Genomic DNA, 17464 nt, shown 5'->3' on the forward strand with positions numbered 1-17464 from the left:
AGGCAATGCAATGACGATCGGCGAGTATTCGGAATTCTATCGCGGCAAGCGCGTGGTGGACTTCAGTGTGGACCAGCCCGCCAGCGGCGGCGACGTTGTGTACCGGCTGCGCCAGGACTACGAAGGCGAAGGCAGCCAGGCGGAGTTGCTCGACAGCCTGCTGGCGCAGGTCGACCCGGCCAGCATCCAGGCATTGATCATCGGCCCCTGGCGTGAATCCTACGAGGAAGGCCCCAGCGGCTATCTGCAGCGGCTGATCGAACGCCGCGACGAACTGACCGCGTTGCGCGCGCTGTTCGTCGGCGACATGGTCTGCGAGGACTGCGAGGTGTCGTGGATCATCCAGACCGACTACACCCCGCTGCTGGCCGCATTTCCGGCGCTGCAATCGCTGCGCGTGCGCGGTTCGTCCAAATTGGCGCTGACCCCGTTCACGCATACACAGCTGCAGGAACTGGCGATCGAATGCGGTGGGCTGCCGTCAGCCATCGTGCAGGCGATCGCCGACTCCACGCTGCCGGCGCTGCAGCACCTGGAGCTCTGGCTGGGCGTGGAGGATTACGGTTACGACGGCGATCTGGGCACCTATCAGCGGCTGCTGGCAGCCATCCGCCCGGAGCGTCTGCGCTATCTGGGCCTGCGCAATGCAGCCAACACCGACGAACTGGCGAGCTGGCTGGCCACCCAGCCGTGGCTGGGCAGCCTGGACACGCTGGACTTGTCGCTGGGCACCATCGGCGATGTCGGCGCGCGGGCCCTGGTCGAAAGCACGCAACTGGGCCAGCTGCAGCGGATCGATCTGAGCCATCACTACATTTCTGCCGACTGGCAGGCGCGTCTGACGACGTTGCCGGTCACGGTGATCCTGGAAGACCCCGAAGAGGAAGAAGAAGACGAGCGCTACGTCGCTGTCTCCGAATGACGTGAGCGCGCATTGGGTCTTGGTGGGGCCACGGGACAGCCGCAGGGTTGCCGCCCTGCAGCAGGCATTGCAGGCGCAGGGCCAGCCTGCGGCCAAGGTGTTCGATTATCTGCAGCTGCTGGACACCACAGCGCCGTTGCAGGACTGGCTGGCGCGGCATCCGGCCGCGCTGGTCAAGCTGGAATCGCCGGGCGAGGCGCCGGGGTTGCATCAGGCGCTGATCGTGCGCGGTTGGCAGTGTCTGGGCCGGCCTGGGCCGGCACCTGCGCCATTGGCGCATGGCGAACTGGCGCATCAGCATCTGTGGCATGCGGGGTTTGCGGACCTGTTTGCGACCTTGCCGGCGGCGCGCTATCTGAATCCACCGGCGGATCTGCTGGCAATGACCGACAAGCTTGGCTGCCAGCAGCGCCTGGCTGCGGCAGGTGTCACCGTGCCTGCCCTGCTGGGCACGGTCGACAGCTACGCCGGCCTGCGCGAACGCCTGCAGGCGAGCGGCTGCAACCAGGCATTTCTCAAGCCGCGCTACGGATCGTCCGGCGCGGGGGTGCTGGCGTATCGCTGGCACCGCGATGGGCGCCAGATCGCCAGCGGCTCGGCCGAGCTGGTGGTGCAGGGCGGCCAGGTGCGGGTGTTCAACGCATTGCGCCAGCGCCGCTATACCCGCACCGAGGAGATCGCGCCGCTGGTGGATGCGATCGCCGCGCAGGGCGCTTACCTGGAGCGGTGGATTCCCAAGCCGCGCGCGCCCGGCCTGCCCGGCTATCACTACGACCTGCGCGTGATCGCGTTCGACGGTGCGGCGCGGCAGCGTGTGGCGCGTGCCAGCCGCGGCCCGCTGACCAATCTGCACCTGGGCAACCGGCGCCTGCCGGCGCAGGCCTGGCAGCGTGCCGACGTGGATGCGGCGGTAGCCAGCACCGTGGCGCAGGCGGCCAGCGCGTTTGCCGACTGTCGCATGATCGGTTTCGACCTGATCCAGCGCGCCGGGCGCTGCCATGTGCTGGAAGCCAACGGCTTTGGCGACCTGCTGCCGCAGCTGCGCTGGCAGGGGCGCACGACTTACGAGGATCAGGCGGCACTTGGCGCCACCGTCGGCAGCGTCGCCGACACCGATTGCGAGAACCGCCTGCATGGTTGAGACGCTGCCGGACATGCGCGCCATCGTCGGTGCGTACGACATCGTGCTGATCACCTTGGATACGCTGCGCTACGACGCTGCGCAGCGCTGTTTTGCACGGGGCGAGCTGCCGGTGCTGGCGCCGTATCTGCCGGCCGATGGCTGGGAGCGGCGGCACACGCCGGGCAGCTTTACCTACGCGGCCCACATGGCCTTTTTCGCCGGGTTTTTACCGACCCCTGCGCGCCAGGGCCCGCACCCGCGCCTGTTCGCGCTGGCCTTCGACGGCAGCGAGACCATCGTCGCGCAGACCCAGGTGTTCGCCGACAGCGGCGATATCGTCGATGGGCTGTCGCGCTGCGGGTATCACACGCTGTGCATCGGTGGCACCGGCTTCTTCAACAAGGCCAACGCGCTCGGTGCGCAGTTGCCCGGCCTGTTCGGCGAGAGCCACTGGTCGCCGGCGTTTGGCGTCGCTGCCGCCGATTCGACCGAGCGCCAGGTCGCCCTGGCCTGCGCACGCCTGGGCGATCCCGCCCTGCGCGATACCCGCTGTTTTCTCTTCATCAACGTCTCGGCCCTGCATCAGCCCAATTGCCATTACCTCCCCGGTGCGGTACGCGACGACTTCGACAGCCACTGCGCCGCGCTGCGCTATGCGGATGCGGCGCTGGCGCCGTTGTTTGCCGCACTGCGTGCGCGTGGTGGCGCGTTTGCCATCGTCTGTTCCGATCACGGCACGGCCTACGGCGAGGATGGCTACCATGGCCATCGCCTGGCCCACGAGGTGGTGATGACCGTGCCTTATGCCCATTTCCTGGTGACCCCATGAGCCTGCCTTCGTTGGCCGAGTTGCTGCGCCAGCCGCCCTATCAGGCCTATTCGTACTCGTATCCGCACAAGACCAGTTACCGGCCGCTGCAGCCGGCCGTGCCGTTGTCGCAGGTCTGGGCCGACGAACCCCGGCAGGCGCTGTTTCTGTACCTGCATATCCCGTTCTGCTCGTACCGCTGCGGGTTCTGCAACCTGTTCGCGCTGGCACGCCCGGCAGCGGCGCAGGTGGAGGCCTATCTGCTGCAGATGGAGCAGCAATTGCGCGCCACCGTGCAGGCCTTGGGCACGCACCGCTTCGTGCGCTTTGCGATGGGCGGCGGCACGCCGAGTTATCTGACTCCTCCGCAATTGCAGCGCGTGTTCGACATGGTGGCGCGGCACGCGACGATTGCGCTGGACACCATTCCGGCCGGCATCGAGGTCTCGCCGGAAACCGTGGATGCCGAGCGGCTGCGGGTCTGCCGGCAGGCTGGGATCGATCGCGTCAGCATGGGCATCCAGAGTTTCAGCGCCGCCGAAGTGAGCGCACTGGTGCGGCCGCAGCAGCGCGACACGGTGGAGCGGGCGATCGCCACCATTCGCGCCCAGGACATCCCGACGCTGAATCTGGATCTGATCTACGGCATCGCCGGGCAGACCGTGGACAGCTTCCTGGCCTCCATCGACAGCGCACTGCGGCATGCGCCCGAAGAGCTGTATCTGTATCCGCTGTACGTGCGGCCGATGACCGGCCTGGGCCGGATCGAGGCCAAGAGCGGCGGGCGACGCAGCTTCATGCTGCACCCAGAGCCGCTGGACGAGCGCCTGGTGCTGTACCGGGCCGGACGCGATCATCTGCTGGCGGCCGGCTACACGCAGGTCTCGATGCGCATGTTCCGCGCCCCGCATGCGCGCGATGGCGACGCGCCGGTGTACTGCTGCCAGAGCGATGGCATGGTGGGCATCGGCTGCGGCGCGCGCTCGTATACCGCCGGCCTGCATTACTCCAGCGAATACGGTGTCAGCCGGCGCTCGGTGGCGGAGATTCTCGATCACTACCTGGCGCGCGATCCGGCCAGCTTCGCCTGCGCCGACTACGGCATCGCGCTGGATGCCGACGATGCCATGCGGCGGCATGCGATCCAGTCGTTGCTGGTGTTCCCGGGGCTGGACCGCGACGACTTCCGTCAGCGCTTCGGCCTGGATTGCCTGCAGGCCTTGCCGCAGCTGCAGGAGTTGCTGGCGCTGGGGCTGGCGCAGCAGCACGCAGCACTGTTGTCGCTCACCGCCGCAGGCATGGAGCGGGCCGACACCATCGGCCCGTGGCTGACCTCTGCGCCGATTGTCGAGCGCATGCAGCAGTACCAGGTCGGGTAAGCGGCCGATGCATCTGTCATTGCTCTATCGGGGACGGCTGAGCAGCTGCAATTACGCCTGCGATTACTGCCCGTTCGCCAAGACCTACGACAGCCCCGCCGCGCTGCGCCGCGATGCGCAGGATCTGGCGCGGTTCGTCGGCTGGGCGCAGGCACAGACGCGGCCGTTGTCGATCCTGTTCACGCCCTGGGGCGAGGGTCTGGTGCGGCGGCATTACCGCGACGCGATGGTGCAGCTGAGCCAGTTGCCGCAGCTGCGCCGCGTGGCGATCCAGACCAACCTGTGCACGGGCATGCGCTGGCTGGACGCGGCCAATCTCGACCGCCTGGCGCTGTGGTGCACCTACCATCCCAGCCAGGTGACGCGCGCGGCCTTCCTGCGGCGCTGCCAGGCATTGCGCGAACGCGGCGTGCGCCACAGCGTGGGCATGGTCGCCTCGCACGCGCACATGGACGAGATCGAGGCGCTACGTGCTGCACTGCCTGCCGCCACGCCGATGTGGCTCAACGCCTTCGATCCGCGCCCGCCGAACTACTACACGCCCGAGCAAGTGCAGCGTTTGAGCCGGATCGATCCGCATTTCGGCTACAACCTCGCCCCGCCGCCCAGCTTCGGCGCGCCCTGCCTGACCGGCGAGTCGGTGCTGTCGGTGGATGGCGATGGCACCGTGCGGCGCTGCCACTTCGTCGCTACGCCGCTGGGCAATCTCTACGACGGCAGTTTCGCCGCGCAGCTGCGTGCCCGCAGCTGCCCCAATACGCGGTGCGATTGCTTCATCGGCTATGTGCATCGGCCGGACCTGCCGTTCCAGGCCGACTATGCGGGCGGCGTGCTGGAACGGGTGCCGGCGACGGTGTGATCCGTCAGTGCCGAGCGGTGACCTGCCCGGAGCGGCTCGCACCGTGGCGGGCAGTTGTCAGGGACAGCGCGCAGTTACCGCAGTGCACGCGCGGGCCGTGCCGCACCTGGCATTGGCCGCGTGCGACTGGCGGCGGGGCGAGCGCTTCGCTTCCTGCGCTTACTCGCCCAGGCGGGTAAGCAGCGCGGTCACCTGCTCGCGCAGTTCCTGCAGCTGCTCTTCCAGGCTCTGCACGCGCGCTTCCAGGGCAGCGCTGTCGGCGCCGCGCGGCGTGCTCTCGCGCGTGGCAGCTGCGGCCTGCAGTGCGTCCAGATCCAGCTCGCCGCTGAGCAGATGCATGTAGCGGTCCTCGCGCTGGCCGCTGGCACGCGGCAGTTGCACCGCCAGGCCGCGCTGGATGAGCCGGTCCAGATGGTGGCGTACGTCGTCGGCATCGTTGAAGCGCGCCAGCCGCTCGCTGCGCGCGAACAGCTCGCCCAGCGTCTGCGGGCCGCGCAGCAGCAACAGGCCGATAAGGGCCACCTGCTGGCGGGTCAGGTCCAGAACGCTGCCCAGCCGGTGTTCGTAACGCTCAGCGCGCGAGGAGAACTGCTGGCGGACCAGCCCCAGGGTTTCGAGTTGACGCAGGGCGTGATGCACCACGCCGGTCTGCAGGTTCAGCACCGGCTCGCGCGCGGTCTTCTGGTTGGCGGCCACCTGCGCGGCGTTGACCGTGAGCGGATATGCATCCGGCGTGGTCGCCTCTTTTTCGATCAGGCAGCCAAGCACGCGGGCCTGGGCGGTATCGAGGACGGGCGGGGAAGGTGCATCTGTCATGGGGGCGACTCCGGGGCAATCAGCTCACAAGCATATGCCGATCCTGCATTGGCGTTCTTCAGGCCGCGATCCCATGTAGGGCAGCCAGAGCGGCAACGGGATCGAAGCGGCCGTCAGTCGTCGCAGGCGCATGAAGCACGCGTGCAACGCCAGCAAATCCCAAAGTGGCCACGTCGCCGTGCGTGCGCACGTGCCGCTGCCCGCAGCACTGCCGTCGGCCGGAGCGGGCGGTGCGGCGCGAACCCGCTAAAATCGCGGTCTTCATTGCCGCTCCTGTTCTGGTGGATGCCATGCGCCCCTCGCTTTACGCCCCGTTGTCCCTGCTCGCCTGCACCGCGCTGGCCCTGAGCGCCTGCAAACCCGGCGACAAGGAGCTGGCACAGCGCGCGCAGGACGCCGCCGTGTCCGCCAATGCGGCCGCAGGCGCCGCCGCAGCCAAGACCGCCACGCCGCCCGTGGCCGCCACCGCGCCGGCCGGCGACGACAACCTCAACGCGGTGCTGTGGATGCAGCGCTCGGAGGAATACCGCGCCGTGGCCGAGCAGACCTACCGCGCCGCTGCCGACAAGCTGGACGCTGCGCTGAAGCAGCCCAACTGGGACGCGCTGGTGCCCGAGGAACGCGGCAATGCCGCCACCGGGCTGAAGCCGGCGGTGGTGCTGGACGTGGACGAGACGGTGCTGGACAACTCGCCCTACCAGGCGCGCCTGCTGCGCGACGGCAAGGAATACGACGAGCTGAGTTGGGACCAGTGGGTGGCGGAGAAGAAGGCCACCGCGATCCCGGGCGTGGTGGATTTCGCCAAGGCCGCCAACGCCCGCGGCATCACCCTGGTCTACATCTCCAACCGCGCCGTGCACCTGAAGGACGCCACGCTGGCCAACCTGCGTAGCGTCGGGCTGCCGGTGGCCGATGACAGCGTGTTTCTCGGCCTTGGCACCGTGGTCCAGGGCTGCGAGCAGAACGGCAGCGAGAAGAACTGCCGGCGCCAGTTGGCCGGCCAGAAGTACCGCGTGCTGATGCAGTTCGGCGACCAGTTGGGCGACTTCGTGCAGGTCACTGCCAACACCGGCCAGGCGCGTGGCGCGCTGCTGCAGCAATACCACGACTGGTTCGGCGAGCGCTGGTGGATGCTTCCCAACCCCAGCTACGGCGGCTGGGAGCCGGCGCAGTTCAACAACGATTACGCCCAGCCCTGGCAGCAGCGCCACGATGCCAAGCGCGCCGCGCTGGAGGTGGCCCGATGAGCCGCGCCCCGCTGCCGCTGGCCGCGCATGAGCGGCTGATCTTTGCGCTGGATGTGCCCGGCCACGACGAGGCGATCGCCTGGGTCGACCGCCTGGGCGAGTCGGTGTCCTTCTACAAGATCGGCATGGAACTGCTGGCCTCCGGCGAGTATTTCCAGGTGCTCGACGCCCTGGCCAGGCGCGACAAGCGCGTGTTCGTGGACCTGAAGTTCTTCGATATCCCCGCCACCGTGGCCGGCACCATCCGCCGGCTGGCGCAGTGGCCGGTGAGCTATTGCACCGTGCACGGCTGGCACGCCGGCATGCTGCAGGCCGCTGCCGAGGCCAACCACGGCGACATGCGCCTGCTGGCGGTGACCGTGCTGACCTCGATGGGCCGGCCGGACCTGGCGGCGATGGGCATCGACCGCGAGCCGGTGGAGGTGGTGGTGGAGCGCGCGTTGGCCGCGCAGGCCGCCGGCATCGACGGGGTAATCGCCTCTGGCCAGGAGGCCGGCCCGATCCGGCGCGCCACCGGATCTGCGTTTTCGATCGTTTGCCCCGGCATCCGCCCAGGCGGCCCGGTCGGCGACGATCAGCAGCGCACCGTGGGTGTGGCACAGGCCTTCCACGACGGCGCCGATGCCATCGTGGTCGGCCGGCCGATCCGCCTGGCGGCCGATCCGGCCGCTGCGGCGAATGCGATCCAGGCAGAGATCCAGGCAGTGCTGCGAGCGGAGCAGCACTGACGGAGCATGGAATAGTGCACGCTGCGCATGGTGCAAGCGTGCAAAATCAATAAGTTAAAGCGATAGAATTAAAGTGTTGCTTTAACGTTAAAGCCTGCGTACGATGCCCCTCGTCCGATGTCAGTCGGAAGCTGTGCCACTCATTGTCCACCGGGCTTGTCCCGGTTTTCGAAGGGATCGGGCCTTGTGCCCGGTCCTTTTTTTTGCCTGCCGATCGGTGCCTGCGCCGGCGGTGCCGTCGCTCAACGCGGCGCGGCCGCCTTGCAGTAGCGATCGATGAACTGCTGGTGGGTCGGCATGACGTCCACGCAGTGGCCGATGGTCTGCGCCACGCTGGCCAGGAAGCGTTCGGCGTCGTGATCGGGCACCTGGTCCACCAACGGGTGGTAGCCCTGCGGCAGGATGCCCTGGCCGACCATCACCTGCACCCAGCTGATCTCGGCGAACATCTCCTCGGCATTGCGGTAGAAGCGCCCGCTGTCGCGGAACAGGTCCAGCGTGGTCTGCAGTTCCGGGGTGATCGGCATCGTGCGGCAGTGGCGCCAGAACGCGCTGTCGTCGCGCTCGGTGGCGTGGTAGTGCAGCACCAGGAAATCGCGGATGCGGTCGAACTCGAACGCCAGCCGGTCGTTGTAGCGCTGCACCAGCACCGGGCTGATGCCCTCGCGCGGAAACAGCTCCAGCAGCCGGGAAATGCCGGCCTGGATCAGATGGATGCTGGTCGATTCCAGCGGTTCCAGGAAGCCGCTGGCCAGGCCCAGCGCCACCACGTTGCGGTTCCAGAACTGCTTGCGCCGGCCGGTGGTGAAGCGCAGCGGGCGCGGGTCGGCCAGCGGCTTGCCCTCCAGGTTGGCCAGTAGCGTAGCGGCGGCTTCGTCGTCGCTGATGTGCGCGCTGGAGTACACATAGCCGTTGCCGGTGCGGTGCTGCAGCGGGATGCGCCACTGCCAGCCGGCCGCGCGCGCGGTGGAGCGCGTATACGGCGTGGGCGGGCCGACGTTTTCGCTCGGCACCGCCAGGGCGCGGTCGCAGGGCAGCCAATGGCTGAAGTCGTGGTAGCCGGTGTGCAGCGCTTCTTCGATCAACAGCCCGCGGAAGCCGGAGCAGTCGATGAACAGGTCGCCGCTGACGACCTGCCCGGAGGCCAGCTGCAGCGATTGCACGTGGCCGCTGTCCGCATGCAGCTGCACCTGCTCGACCAGGCCTTCGATACGGGTGACGCCGCGCTGTTCGGCGTAAGTGCGCAAGAAGCGCGCGTACTGCGTGGCGTCGAAGTGATATGCGTAGGCGATATTGGCCAGCGGCGAATTGGCCGGCACATCGCCGGCCGAGGTCATGAACTTGCCGCGCACCGCGGCCACGGTGTTGAGCGTATAGGTGCCCAACGGCTGCGCCTTGCCGCGCGCGTGCTGCTTGATCCAGTACTGGTGGAACGGCAGCAGCCCGAGCGGGTGCCCGATCTGGGTGCCGAAGCCATGGATGTACGACGTGCCGGGCCGCTGCCAGTCGACGAACTCGATGCCGAGCTTGAAGCTGCCCTGGGTCTGGCGGACGAATTCGGCTTCATCGATGCCGAGCAAATTGTTGAAGGCCTTGATGTGCGGCACGGTGGCCTCGCCGACGCCGACAGTGCCGAGCTGTTCGGACTCGATCAGCTGCACCTTGAAGCCGGGGCCAAGCACGCGCGCGAAGGCCGCGGCGGCCATCCAGCCGGCGGTGCCACCGCCGACGATGACGATGTTGCGGAGGGGAGCGGGGATCATGGAAGTCCGGTCCTGAGAAGAAGAGAAGCTGCCAACAAAACGTCTGTGATCATTGCCAGGCAGTTGCAATCGATACACGGGACAACATGCACCGCGTGCACACCGTTACGTCGCAAGTGTGTGATACCCAACAGACGACTGCCCGCTATGTTTTGTTCGCCACTTTGAAAGCTGACATGCGAACGGGGCCACGCGGCCCCGTTCGACTCACGCGCATGCAGGCGCACGCGCGTGCACGTTGCAGTGGATCAGAACTTTGCACCCACTTCGAAAATCACGCTGCGTGGCACGTAGCTGATCTCGCCGTCGTTGACCACGGTGATGTCCGGCTCCAGCCGACCATTGCTGCCGAAGCTGTTGTACTGGTACTGGGTGAAGTTCTTGAAATCGAACACGTTGAGCACGTTCACCCGTGCGGTCAGCTTGAAGTCGCCAGCCACGGTGAAGTCCTTGGTGGCCTGCAGATCCACGGTGCGGTAGCCCCAGATCTTGCCGCCCAACAGGAACTTGCCGTTGCCCGGCGGAGTGACGCCGATCTGCTGGCAGGTGCCGCCATCGGGATCGGTGAAGCCGTAGCAGGCAATCGTGTTGATCGGCTCAGGCGTTGCCAGCACCAGCTTGGCACCGAAGGTGACGCCCCACGGACCATCCAGCGAGCCGGAGGCCACGAAGCGGTGCGCCGAGACCGCATCGGACTTCACGAACGGATAGTCGCGGATGGTGGCCTTGTCGAATGCAAACGGCTCGTCGATGTTGCGGTTCTGGCGCGCGCTGGTATGCGTGTACGCCAGGTTCAAGCCCCAGCCAGATTCCTTGGTGTAGGGCTTTTCCGCCGACAGCAACACCTGGCTGCTGCGCTGCTCCAGACCGTTGTTGCCGATGATGGTGTTGCGATAGCCCGGCACCGGCTCGCCCCACGGCACGCCGCCGTTGGCATCGAAGTACGCGCCGTTCGGATAGCGGTTGACCAGGCTCATCACCAGCCCGTCGTAGGACAGGATCCGCTGGAAGGTGACATCGGTCAGCCAGTCGCCGACCTGGTTGCTGATGCCGATGCTGTACTGGTCGCTGTACGGGGTCTTGAGCTTGTTCTTGAACATGAAGAGCTCGGAGCTGTCGCTGGTGCCGGGGATCGTGTTGAGCTGATCGATGCCGGTGAGAAACGCCGGATTCCAAGGCGCACAGGCGCGGTCGTCGCGGAAGCAGCCCTGGCCGCTGGCGGCATCGCTGAAGTACACCACCACCGGCGACAGCGCGGCCTTGACCGATTCCAGCGCGAGCTGTTCGAACAGGTTGCGGTCGTAGGAACGGCCTGCGCCACCGTGGATCACTGCCGCCTCATCGCCGAACAGGTCGTAGGAGAAGCCCAGACGCGGTGCCCAGGCGTCCTTGAAGTTCTTGCGGTTGTTGCCGGTACTGATGTAATCGGCAACGTTGACGCCGCTGGGCAGCAGGCGGTTGGCCCACGGCTGGCCGGGGTTTTCCGGGTCGTCGGAATACAGCGCATCCACGAACGGCTGCGAGGTCACGAAGTCGGTATAGGCCGGGGTGTCTTCGTAGTCGTAGCGCACGCCGATGTTGATCATCAGCTTGTCGGTGGCGGCCCAGTCGTCCTGCAGATAAATGCCGTACTGCTTGGACGGCGACTCGACTACCGGCAGCTGGCCGGGGTTGTCAAACGCGCGGATGTAGCGCACCTGGAACGGCACCGGCGCCACGCCGTTCTGGCCGACTTCATAGCTGAACTGCGGATTGAGCGAGCTCGATTCGCGCGAGGTCAGCTTGATGTCGCGATAGGTCACACCGGTCTTGATGGTGTGCTCGCCATGCCACTGCAGTGCGTTGAAGGTCAGATCGTTCTGGAACGACCAACCCTTCTGGCTACGCAACTTGAAGTCTTCGCCACTGGCAGCGCCGGTGTTGAGGAACACCCATTGGCGCGGATCGGCCTGGGTGCGGTCGATGTAGGTGTAGATGGAGCCGTTGCCGACACCGCGCGGCGTCGGCACATTGCGCGAATCTTCGGTGGTGAGGATGGCTTCGTTGAACCAGCTGTCGGCACTGTGCTGCCAACGCAGGCTGGTGCGCTTGTCCTTGTTGATCTTGTCCACCGCGCGGTCGGGCGCGTTCTGGCCGCCCACATTGCTGACCTGGGTTTCGTCGCGATACTGCGTGGCCAGTTCGATGCGATCGTTGTCGGTCGGTTCGAAGTCGATCTTGCCGAAATACAGATCTTCGGTGAACGGCATGTTGGACGCGCCGTATTGGTCGCGCAGGTTCGACGGCAGCAGGCCGACGAACGGTGCCGCTTCGGCACTGGGCTGCACGCTCTTGGGCGCGACATTGTCCTTGCCTTCGTAGGCGAAGAAGAAATGCATGCGGTCCTGGATCAGTGGGCCGCCGATCGCAAAACCATATTCCTTGGTCTGCGAATCGACCTTGCCATCGGCTTCGTCCGGGCGTTGTTTGCGCAGGTCCTGATTGGTGAAGCGGTAGAACGCTTCGCCATGGAACTCGTTGGTGCCGGACTTGGTTGCCGCGGTGATCGCTGCGCCGCTGATCTGGCCGTATTCGGCCTTGTAGTTGGAGGTGACGACCTTGTACTCACCGATCGCCAGCTGCGGGAACGGATTGCCCTGGGTCTCGTCCTGGCCGGCAATACCGCCACCGGAGACATAGCTCTTCTGGCTCACGCCATCGATGTACAGATTGCTGGAGCTGGCGTTGGACGCACCGCCGCGCAACTTGGTGTTGCCGTCCTGGTCGATGGTGAACACCATGCCCGGCACGGTGTCGGCAAATTCCAGGAAGTTGCGCGTGGCCTGCGGCAGCTGCTGGATCTGGCGCAGCGACACCGTGTTACCCACCTCCGAGGTCTTGACGTCGCGAATCATCGGCGCGCTGACCGTCACCGTGTCCAGTGTGGTCGCGTCGCCGGCGGGTGCTGCGGCCGCCTCGGTGCCGAGATCGACAGTGGCGCTGGAGGCCACCGACAGGGTCACCGTGCGGCTGGCGCCGTTGGATTCGACCTTGTAGGTGCCCGGCTGCAGACCGACGATGGTGTAGTTGCCGTTGGCATTGACCGGTGCGCGTCGCACCGAGCCGGTGGCGAGGTTGGTGACGACGACCTCGCTGCCGCTCTGTGCGGAAGCGACCTGTCCGCGCAACGTGGCGTTGCTGGACTGGGCCATGGCCGGGGTGGTGGCGAACAACGAGGCAGCCAGGGCGCAGCACAACAGGCTACGTGCCGGCAGGGTGGAGACGGTACGGTGAGTCTTCATGACTTTCCCCCTCCCAGGGGTAAAGCGCGAACCAGTGAAGTGACTGGCGCGTCAGGTTGATGCTTGGTGTGGATGGAACGGGTACAGCGGGCAACAGACAGCAGGGACGGCAAACAACAAAAACGATCGCCAACGGGAGCGTGCTGTCTGCAGCATCGTTCGCATCGCGCGTCGCGCCTCAGGAACACACCTCAATCGGGACAATGAACAACCATGCAGGCGGCCCCGCCCCATTGCCGTGGGGCCGTGCAGCGTCGGCAGCGGTTGCGGCACCGGCGCCGAGACGCCGGATGCCGCCAACACAGCCGTTACCAGATGATGCGTGCGCTCATGAACAAGGTCCGTGGCGGAGTGGACATCGCGCCGTACTGGTTGATGCTCACGCGCGGGTCGTACGTGCCGGCACTGCCCCAGTCGATGCTGTACTGATCGTAGTTGCGGAAGTTCAGCGCATTGATCAGATCGCCGCGCACCTGCACCGTCACCGCATCGGTGATGTGCATGTCCTTGGACAACGACAGGTCCAGCTGGCGGGTGCCGAAGATGTCGCCGCCGGCGATGAACTTGCCGCCGGGCGCATCCACCGAGACCACGCGGATGTTGTCCGAACTCGGGCCGCCGTACTGGTCGTAAGAGATCGCTTCGTTGCGCGGCGGCACCGTGGCCAGGGTCAGCTTGGCCGAGCCGCTGATGCCCCAGAACAGGTCGTAGATGCCGGTGAGCACCAGGCGGTGGCGCGGCACCGCGTTGAGGTCCAGGAACGGATAGTCGGCAATGGTGGCCGCATCGAATCCGTAGCGATCGTCGTTGCCGCGATTGCCGCGCGCGCGCGAGAAGGTGTACGCCGCGGTCAGGCCCCAGCCGCTTTCCTGCGTATAGGCCTTGTCCGCCGACAGCAGCAGCTGGCCGGTCTTGGTCTCCACGCCGTTGTTGCCGATGATCAGGTTGCCGAAGCCGCGGGGCGTCTGTCCGAATGCCTGGCCGCCGTTCTGGAAGAAATCGCCGTTGGCATAGCGGTTGCCCAGGGTGAAGATGAAACCGTCCTTGCTATGGATGTAGGACACCGTGGCCGAGGTGTTCCAGTCGCCCAGCTGGGTACGCAGGCCCAGCGAATACTGGTCCGCATACGGCGTCTTCAGATCGTTGTTGAGCAGGTCGATTTCGCCGTTGCGCACGCGCGCATCGACCAGGTTGCCCAGGCTGTCGGGATTGCTCACATAGGTCGGATCGAAGGCGGTGCAGGTACCCGGCGCCGGGACGCAGTTGGTGGGCCCGGCAAAGCGGATCGTGTACTGCGCCAGCGCGGATTTGATCTGCTCCAGGCCCATCACGTCGAACAGGTTGCGGTCGTAGCTGCGGCCGGCACCGCCGAACAGCACCAGCGACTCGTCGCCACGGAAGTCGTAGGAAAAGCCCAGGCGCGGTGCGAAGTTGTTGTTGTCCTGTTTGCGATTGCGCCCGTTGCTGATGTAGTCGTTGATATCCACCCCGCCCTTGGCGAGCTGCTCGGCGTAGGTGGCGCTCACGGCCGGATCGGTGCCGGGGCCGTTCAAGGCCGCCACCACTTCCGGCGGGGTCACGTTGTCCAGGTACGAGGGAATCTTTTCGCCATCCCAGCGCACGCCAAGATTCAACTGCAGCTTGTCGTTGACGTCCCAATCGTCCTGGATGTACAGGCCCAGCTGCTTGCTGGTGGTGGTCACCGACGGCGCGGCACCGGCGAACGGCAGGTTGAAGCGCACCTGGTAGGGAATGGCCGAGGTGCCCGTGCCATCGCCCACCGCGTAGTAGAACGACGGGTTGGCCGCAGAGTTCTCGCTCTGGGTCAGCTCCACTTCCTTGTACTTCACGCCCATCTTGATGACGTGATTGCCGTGCCACTCGAGGTTGTTGAAGGTCAGATCGTTCTGGAAGCTGGGGCCTTTCTGGCCCTTGCGCTGGATCGCCAGGCCGCTGGTGGCGCCGTCGTTGAGCAGCACGTCGTCTTCGGCGATGCCGCGCGTGTACACGCTCTGGCTGCCCACGGTGTAGGCGGTAGGATTGAACAGGATGTCTTCATAAGACACGCGCGCTTCGTTGACGTAGCGCTCGCCGTAATGCTGCCAGCGCAGGTCGACGCGTTTTTCGGTGTTGAGGTTGATCTTGGAGGCGATCGCAGTGGTCTGGCCGCCGACGCTGTCGCGGCTTTCCTCGTCGCGGTACTTGCCGGTGAGCTCCAGGCGGTCGTTCTGGCCGACGTCCCAGTCGACCTTGCCGAAGTACAAATCTTCGTTGAACGGACGGGTGACCGAGCCGAGCCGGCTCTGCACGCCGGCCGGCAGGTCGTCGCTGAGCGCGCTGAAGCGGTCGGGCACGGCGACCGGATCGGCCGAAACCTCGAAGCCCTTGCCTTCGTAGCTGAAGAAGAAATGCGCCTTGTCCTGCACGATCGGCCCGCTCAGCGCGAAGCCGTATTCGTCCTGGTGGGTCTTGCGCTTGCTGCCATCGGAGTTGGGCGCGCCGGCGCGTTCGTCGGGCTGGCGCGCGCGGAAATCGGTATTGCTGGTGCGCCCGAAGATCTCGCCGTGGAATTCATTGCCGCCGGACTTGGTCGAGGCCACGATCGCCGCCGAACCGACCTGGTCGAACTCGGCCTTGTAGTTGGAGGTGATGACCTTGTACTCGCCGATGGCCAGCTGCGGGAACGGGTTGCCCGCGCTCTGCTCCTGCCCGGACACGCCGCCGAACAGGTAGCTCTTCTGGCCGACGCCGTCGATGTACACGTTCACCGCCGAGCTGCCCTGCGCGCCGCCGCGGATCTGGCTGTTGCCGTTGGAGTTGGTCTCGAACTGCATGCCCGGCACGGTGTCGGCGAACTCCAGGAAGTTGCGCGTCAGCTGCGGCACCGTGCTGATCTGTTTCAGCGACACATTGGTGCCCACTTCGGAGGTCTTGACCTCCTGCAGCGTGGTGGCGGTGACCTGCACCGCGTCCAGCGTGGTGGCATCGCCGGCAGGCGCCGCCGCCGCGCCGCCGCCCAGGTTCAAGGTGACCGACGAGGCCACCGACAGGGTCACGGTCTGCTCGCTGCCGGGGCCGGCGTCCACCTTGTAGGTGCCCGGCGGCAGGCCGACCAGCGCGTAGCTGCCGTCGGCACCGGTAGGCACGCGGCGGACGGCGCCGTTGGCGACATTGGTCGCGGTCACGGTGGTGCCGGCCTGTGCCGCGGCGACCTGGCCGCGCAAGGTGGCGTTGCTGGACTGGGCCATGGCGGGCGTGCTGGCCAGCAACGAGGCGGCCAGCGCACAGCACAACAGGCTGCGCGCTGGCAGGGTGGAGACGGTGCGGTAATTCTTCATGACTTTCCCCCTCCCAGGGGTAAAGCGCGAACCAGCGGAGTGACTGGCGCGTCGGTACGGCGTAAAGCGGAACAGCTGGCAACAACGGCAGGGACTGCAAGCAACACACGTGCGGCAACGCGCGGTGGCGCGTCTCAGAGGGGAGGCGCCGCACGCGGCGCGCTGGACGCGCGCACGATCAGTTCGGGAACCATCTCGGAAAACGCCGGTGGTACGGCGTCGGCGGGCGGGGCAGGCGCATCGATCAGTTGCTGACCCAGCAACAGCTGCAATGCACGTGCGCCCAGCCCGGCGATATCCACCCGCATGGTGGTCAGCGCCGGCAGCACGTAGCGCGCCATCGGCACGTCGTCGAAGCCGGCCAGCGCGATGTCCTGCGGCACCTTCAGCCCCGCATGGCCGAGCGCGAACAGGCAGCCCAGCGCCATCATGTCGTTGGCCGCGAACACCGCATCCGGGCGCGCGTCCTGCGCCAGCGTCTGGCCGGCACGGTAGCCGGACTCTTCGTCGAAGTTGCCCGGCAGCACCCAGGGCTGCGCCTGCGCATCCAGCGCCAGCTCGTCGCGGTAGCCGCGCAGACGCTCGTGCGCATCGAAGTTGTCGGCCGGCCCGGCGATGAAGGCGATGCGGCGGTGGCCGCTGTCGCGCAGATGTCGCGTCATCGTCCGCGCGCCGCCGTAGTTGTCCACGTTGAGCACCGGGCGCTGGCTGGCCGTGCCGGCGCAGTTGAGCAGCACCGCCGGCAGGCCGCCGGGCAGGGCGTCCTCATGCACGCCGGAGTCGCCTAGCGACGGCGACATCACCACCACCCCGTCCACGCGTCCGGGCAGGCGTTCCAGCGCCCGGCGCTGCGCCTGCGGGTCACCGTGCGAGCTGGACACCAGCAGGTGGTAGCCCTGCTCGCGCGCCACCTGGTCGATGCCGCGGATCAGTTCGGAAAAGAATTCGCCATGCAGGTCCGGCAACACCACCCCGATGGTGTGGGTGCGCCGGCTGCTGAGGCTGCGCGCGGCGTGATGCGGGATGTAATGCAGCGCACGGGCCACCTGCAGCACGCGCTCGCGCACCGACTCGGCCACATGCTGATGCCCATTCATGGTGCGCGAGACCGTCGCCACCGACACCTGCGCTTCGCGCGCGACGTCCTTGATGGTGACGCTACCGCCTTCGGAGCGTGGCCGACTCATGGCGAAACCTCCA

Annotated in this window: 12 protein-coding genes; 7 read left to right on the top strand and 5 right to left on the bottom strand. The window is 66.7% G+C overall.

The window, feature by feature from the left end:
- Nucleotides 1–10: 10 nt before the first annotated feature.
- The 5 genes from FHT09_RS19510 to FHT09_RS19530 are packed head-to-tail and all read left to right on the top strand — an operon-like array spanning nt 11 to nt 5091.
- Nucleotides 11–922, top strand: coding sequence for an STM4015 family protein (locus FHT09_RS19510; RefSeq protein WP_039520906.1), 912 nt, complete (start codon nt 11–13; stop codon nt 920–922).
- Nucleotides 923–941: 19 nt separating this feature from the next.
- A complete protein-coding gene (locus FHT09_RS19515) occupies nt 942–2063 on the top strand; it encodes an STM4014 family protein (protein WP_065033353.1) in 1122 nt (373 codons plus the stop codon).
- Nucleotides 2056–2874 carry an STM4013/SEN3800 family hydrolase gene (locus FHT09_RS19520; RefSeq protein WP_104607408.1) on the top strand — a complete coding sequence of 273 codons (819 nt, stop codon included), beginning with the start codon at nt 2056–2058 and terminating at the stop codon, nt 2872–2874. The genes FHT09_RS19515 and FHT09_RS19520 overlap by 8 nt, the downstream gene beginning before the upstream one ends.
- Nucleotides 2871–4232 (top strand): STM4012 family radical SAM protein, encoded by a 1362-nt coding sequence (locus FHT09_RS19525; protein ID WP_102252907.1) that lies wholly within the window; start codon nt 2871–2873, stop codon nt 4230–4232. Before FHT09_RS19520 ends, FHT09_RS19525 begins: the two co-directional genes overlap by 4 nt.
- Nucleotides 4233–4239: 7 nt before the next feature.
- The gene (locus FHT09_RS19530; RefSeq protein WP_024937646.1) at nt 4240–5091 is read left to right on the top strand and encodes an STM4011 family radical SAM protein; all 852 of its coding nucleotides are present in this window, start codon (nt 4240–4242) and stop codon (nt 5089–5091) included.
- Between the two features lie 159 nt (nt 5092–5250).
- Here FHT09_RS19530 and FHT09_RS19535 read toward each other — a convergent pair whose 3' ends face one another.
- Complete coding sequence (locus FHT09_RS19535; RefSeq protein ID WP_054592236.1) at nt 5251–5907, bottom strand: DUF480 domain-containing protein; 657 nt, start codon at nt 5905–5907, stop codon at nt 5251–5253.
- A gap of 281 nt (nt 5908–6188) precedes the next feature.
- Here FHT09_RS19535 and FHT09_RS19540 point away from each other — a divergent pair, with 281 nt between their 5' ends.
- Entirely contained in the window at nt 6189–7154 is a 966-nt protein-coding gene (locus FHT09_RS19540; RefSeq protein WP_102256375.1) for a 5'-nucleotidase, lipoprotein e(P4) family, read from the top strand.
- Nucleotides 7151–7882 (top strand): orotidine-5'-phosphate decarboxylase, encoded by a 732-nt coding sequence (gene pyrF, locus FHT09_RS19545; RefSeq protein WP_104607407.1) that lies wholly within the window; start codon nt 7151–7153, stop codon nt 7880–7882. Before FHT09_RS19540 ends, pyrF begins: the two co-directional genes overlap by 4 nt.
- Before the next feature lie 242 nt (nt 7883–8124).
- Here pyrF and FHT09_RS19550 read toward each other — a convergent pair whose 3' ends face one another.
- From FHT09_RS19550 to FHT09_RS19565, 4 genes are all read right to left on the bottom strand, one after another.
- The gene (locus FHT09_RS19550) at nt 8125–9645 is read right to left on the bottom strand and encodes a tryptophan halogenase family protein (protein WP_104607406.1); all 1521 of its coding nucleotides are present in this window, start codon (nt 9643–9645) and stop codon (nt 8125–8127) included.
- A gap of 248 nt (nt 9646–9893) precedes the next feature.
- Nucleotides 9894–12926 (bottom strand): TonB-dependent receptor, encoded by a 3033-nt coding sequence (locus tag FHT09_RS19555; RefSeq protein ID WP_104607405.1) that lies wholly within the window; start codon nt 12924–12926, stop codon nt 9894–9896.
- A 308-nt stretch (nt 12927–13234) separates the two neighbouring features.
- Nucleotides 13235–16264: a TonB-dependent receptor gene (locus tag FHT09_RS19560; protein WP_104607404.1), complete on the bottom strand. Its 3030-nt coding sequence runs from the start codon at nt 16262–16264 to the stop codon at nt 13235–13237.
- A gap of 134 nt (nt 16265–16398) precedes the next feature.
- A complete protein-coding gene (locus FHT09_RS19565) occupies nt 16399–17451 on the bottom strand; it encodes a LacI family DNA-binding transcriptional regulator (RefSeq protein WP_184417092.1) in 1053 nt (350 codons plus the stop codon).
- Between the last annotated feature and the right edge of the window lie 13 nt (nt 17452–17464).

The organism is Xanthomonas sp. CFBP 8152 (assembly GCF_014199025.1).
Taxonomy (GTDB): domain Bacteria; phylum Pseudomonadota; class Gammaproteobacteria; order Xanthomonadales; family Xanthomonadaceae; genus Xanthomonas; species Xanthomonas arboricola_B.

What these genes read in the sequence shown, in the direction of transcription:
- FHT09_RS19550 (WP_104607406.1), bottom strand. Translation starts at nt 9,645, where the DNA reads ATGATCCCCGCTCCCCTCCGCAACATCGTCATCGTCGGCGGTGGCACC.
- FHT09_RS19555 (WP_104607405.1), bottom strand. Translation starts at nt 12,926, where the DNA reads ATGAAGACTCACCGTACCGTCTCCACCCTGCCGGCACGTAGCCTGTTG.
- FHT09_RS19520 (WP_104607408.1), top strand. Translation starts at nt 2,056, where the DNA reads ATGGTTGAGACGCTGCCGGACATGCGCGCCATCGTCGGTGCGTACGAC.
- FHT09_RS19530 (WP_024937646.1), top strand. Translation starts at nt 4,240, where the DNA reads ATGCATCTGTCATTGCTCTATCGGGGACGGCTGAGCAGCTGCAATTAC.
- FHT09_RS19510 (WP_039520906.1), top strand. Translation starts at nt 11, where the DNA reads ATGACGATCGGCGAGTATTCGGAATTCTATCGCGGCAAGCGCGTGGTG.
- pyrF (WP_104607407.1), top strand. Translation starts at nt 7,151, where the DNA reads ATGAGCCGCGCCCCGCTGCCGCTGGCCGCGCATGAGCGGCTGATCTTT.
- FHT09_RS19535 (WP_054592236.1), bottom strand. Translation starts at nt 5,907, where the DNA reads ATGACAGATGCACCTTCCCCGCCCGTCCTCGATACCGCCCAGGCCCGC.
- FHT09_RS19525 (WP_102252907.1), top strand. Translation starts at nt 2,871, where the DNA reads ATGAGCCTGCCTTCGTTGGCCGAGTTGCTGCGCCAGCCGCCCTATCAG.
- FHT09_RS19560 (WP_104607404.1), bottom strand. Translation starts at nt 16,264, where the DNA reads ATGAAGAATTACCGCACCGTCTCCACCCTGCCAGCGCGCAGCCTGTTG.
- FHT09_RS19565 (WP_184417092.1), bottom strand. Translation starts at nt 17,451, where the DNA reads ATGAGTCGGCCACGCTCCGAAGGCGGTAGCGTCACCATCAAGGACGTC.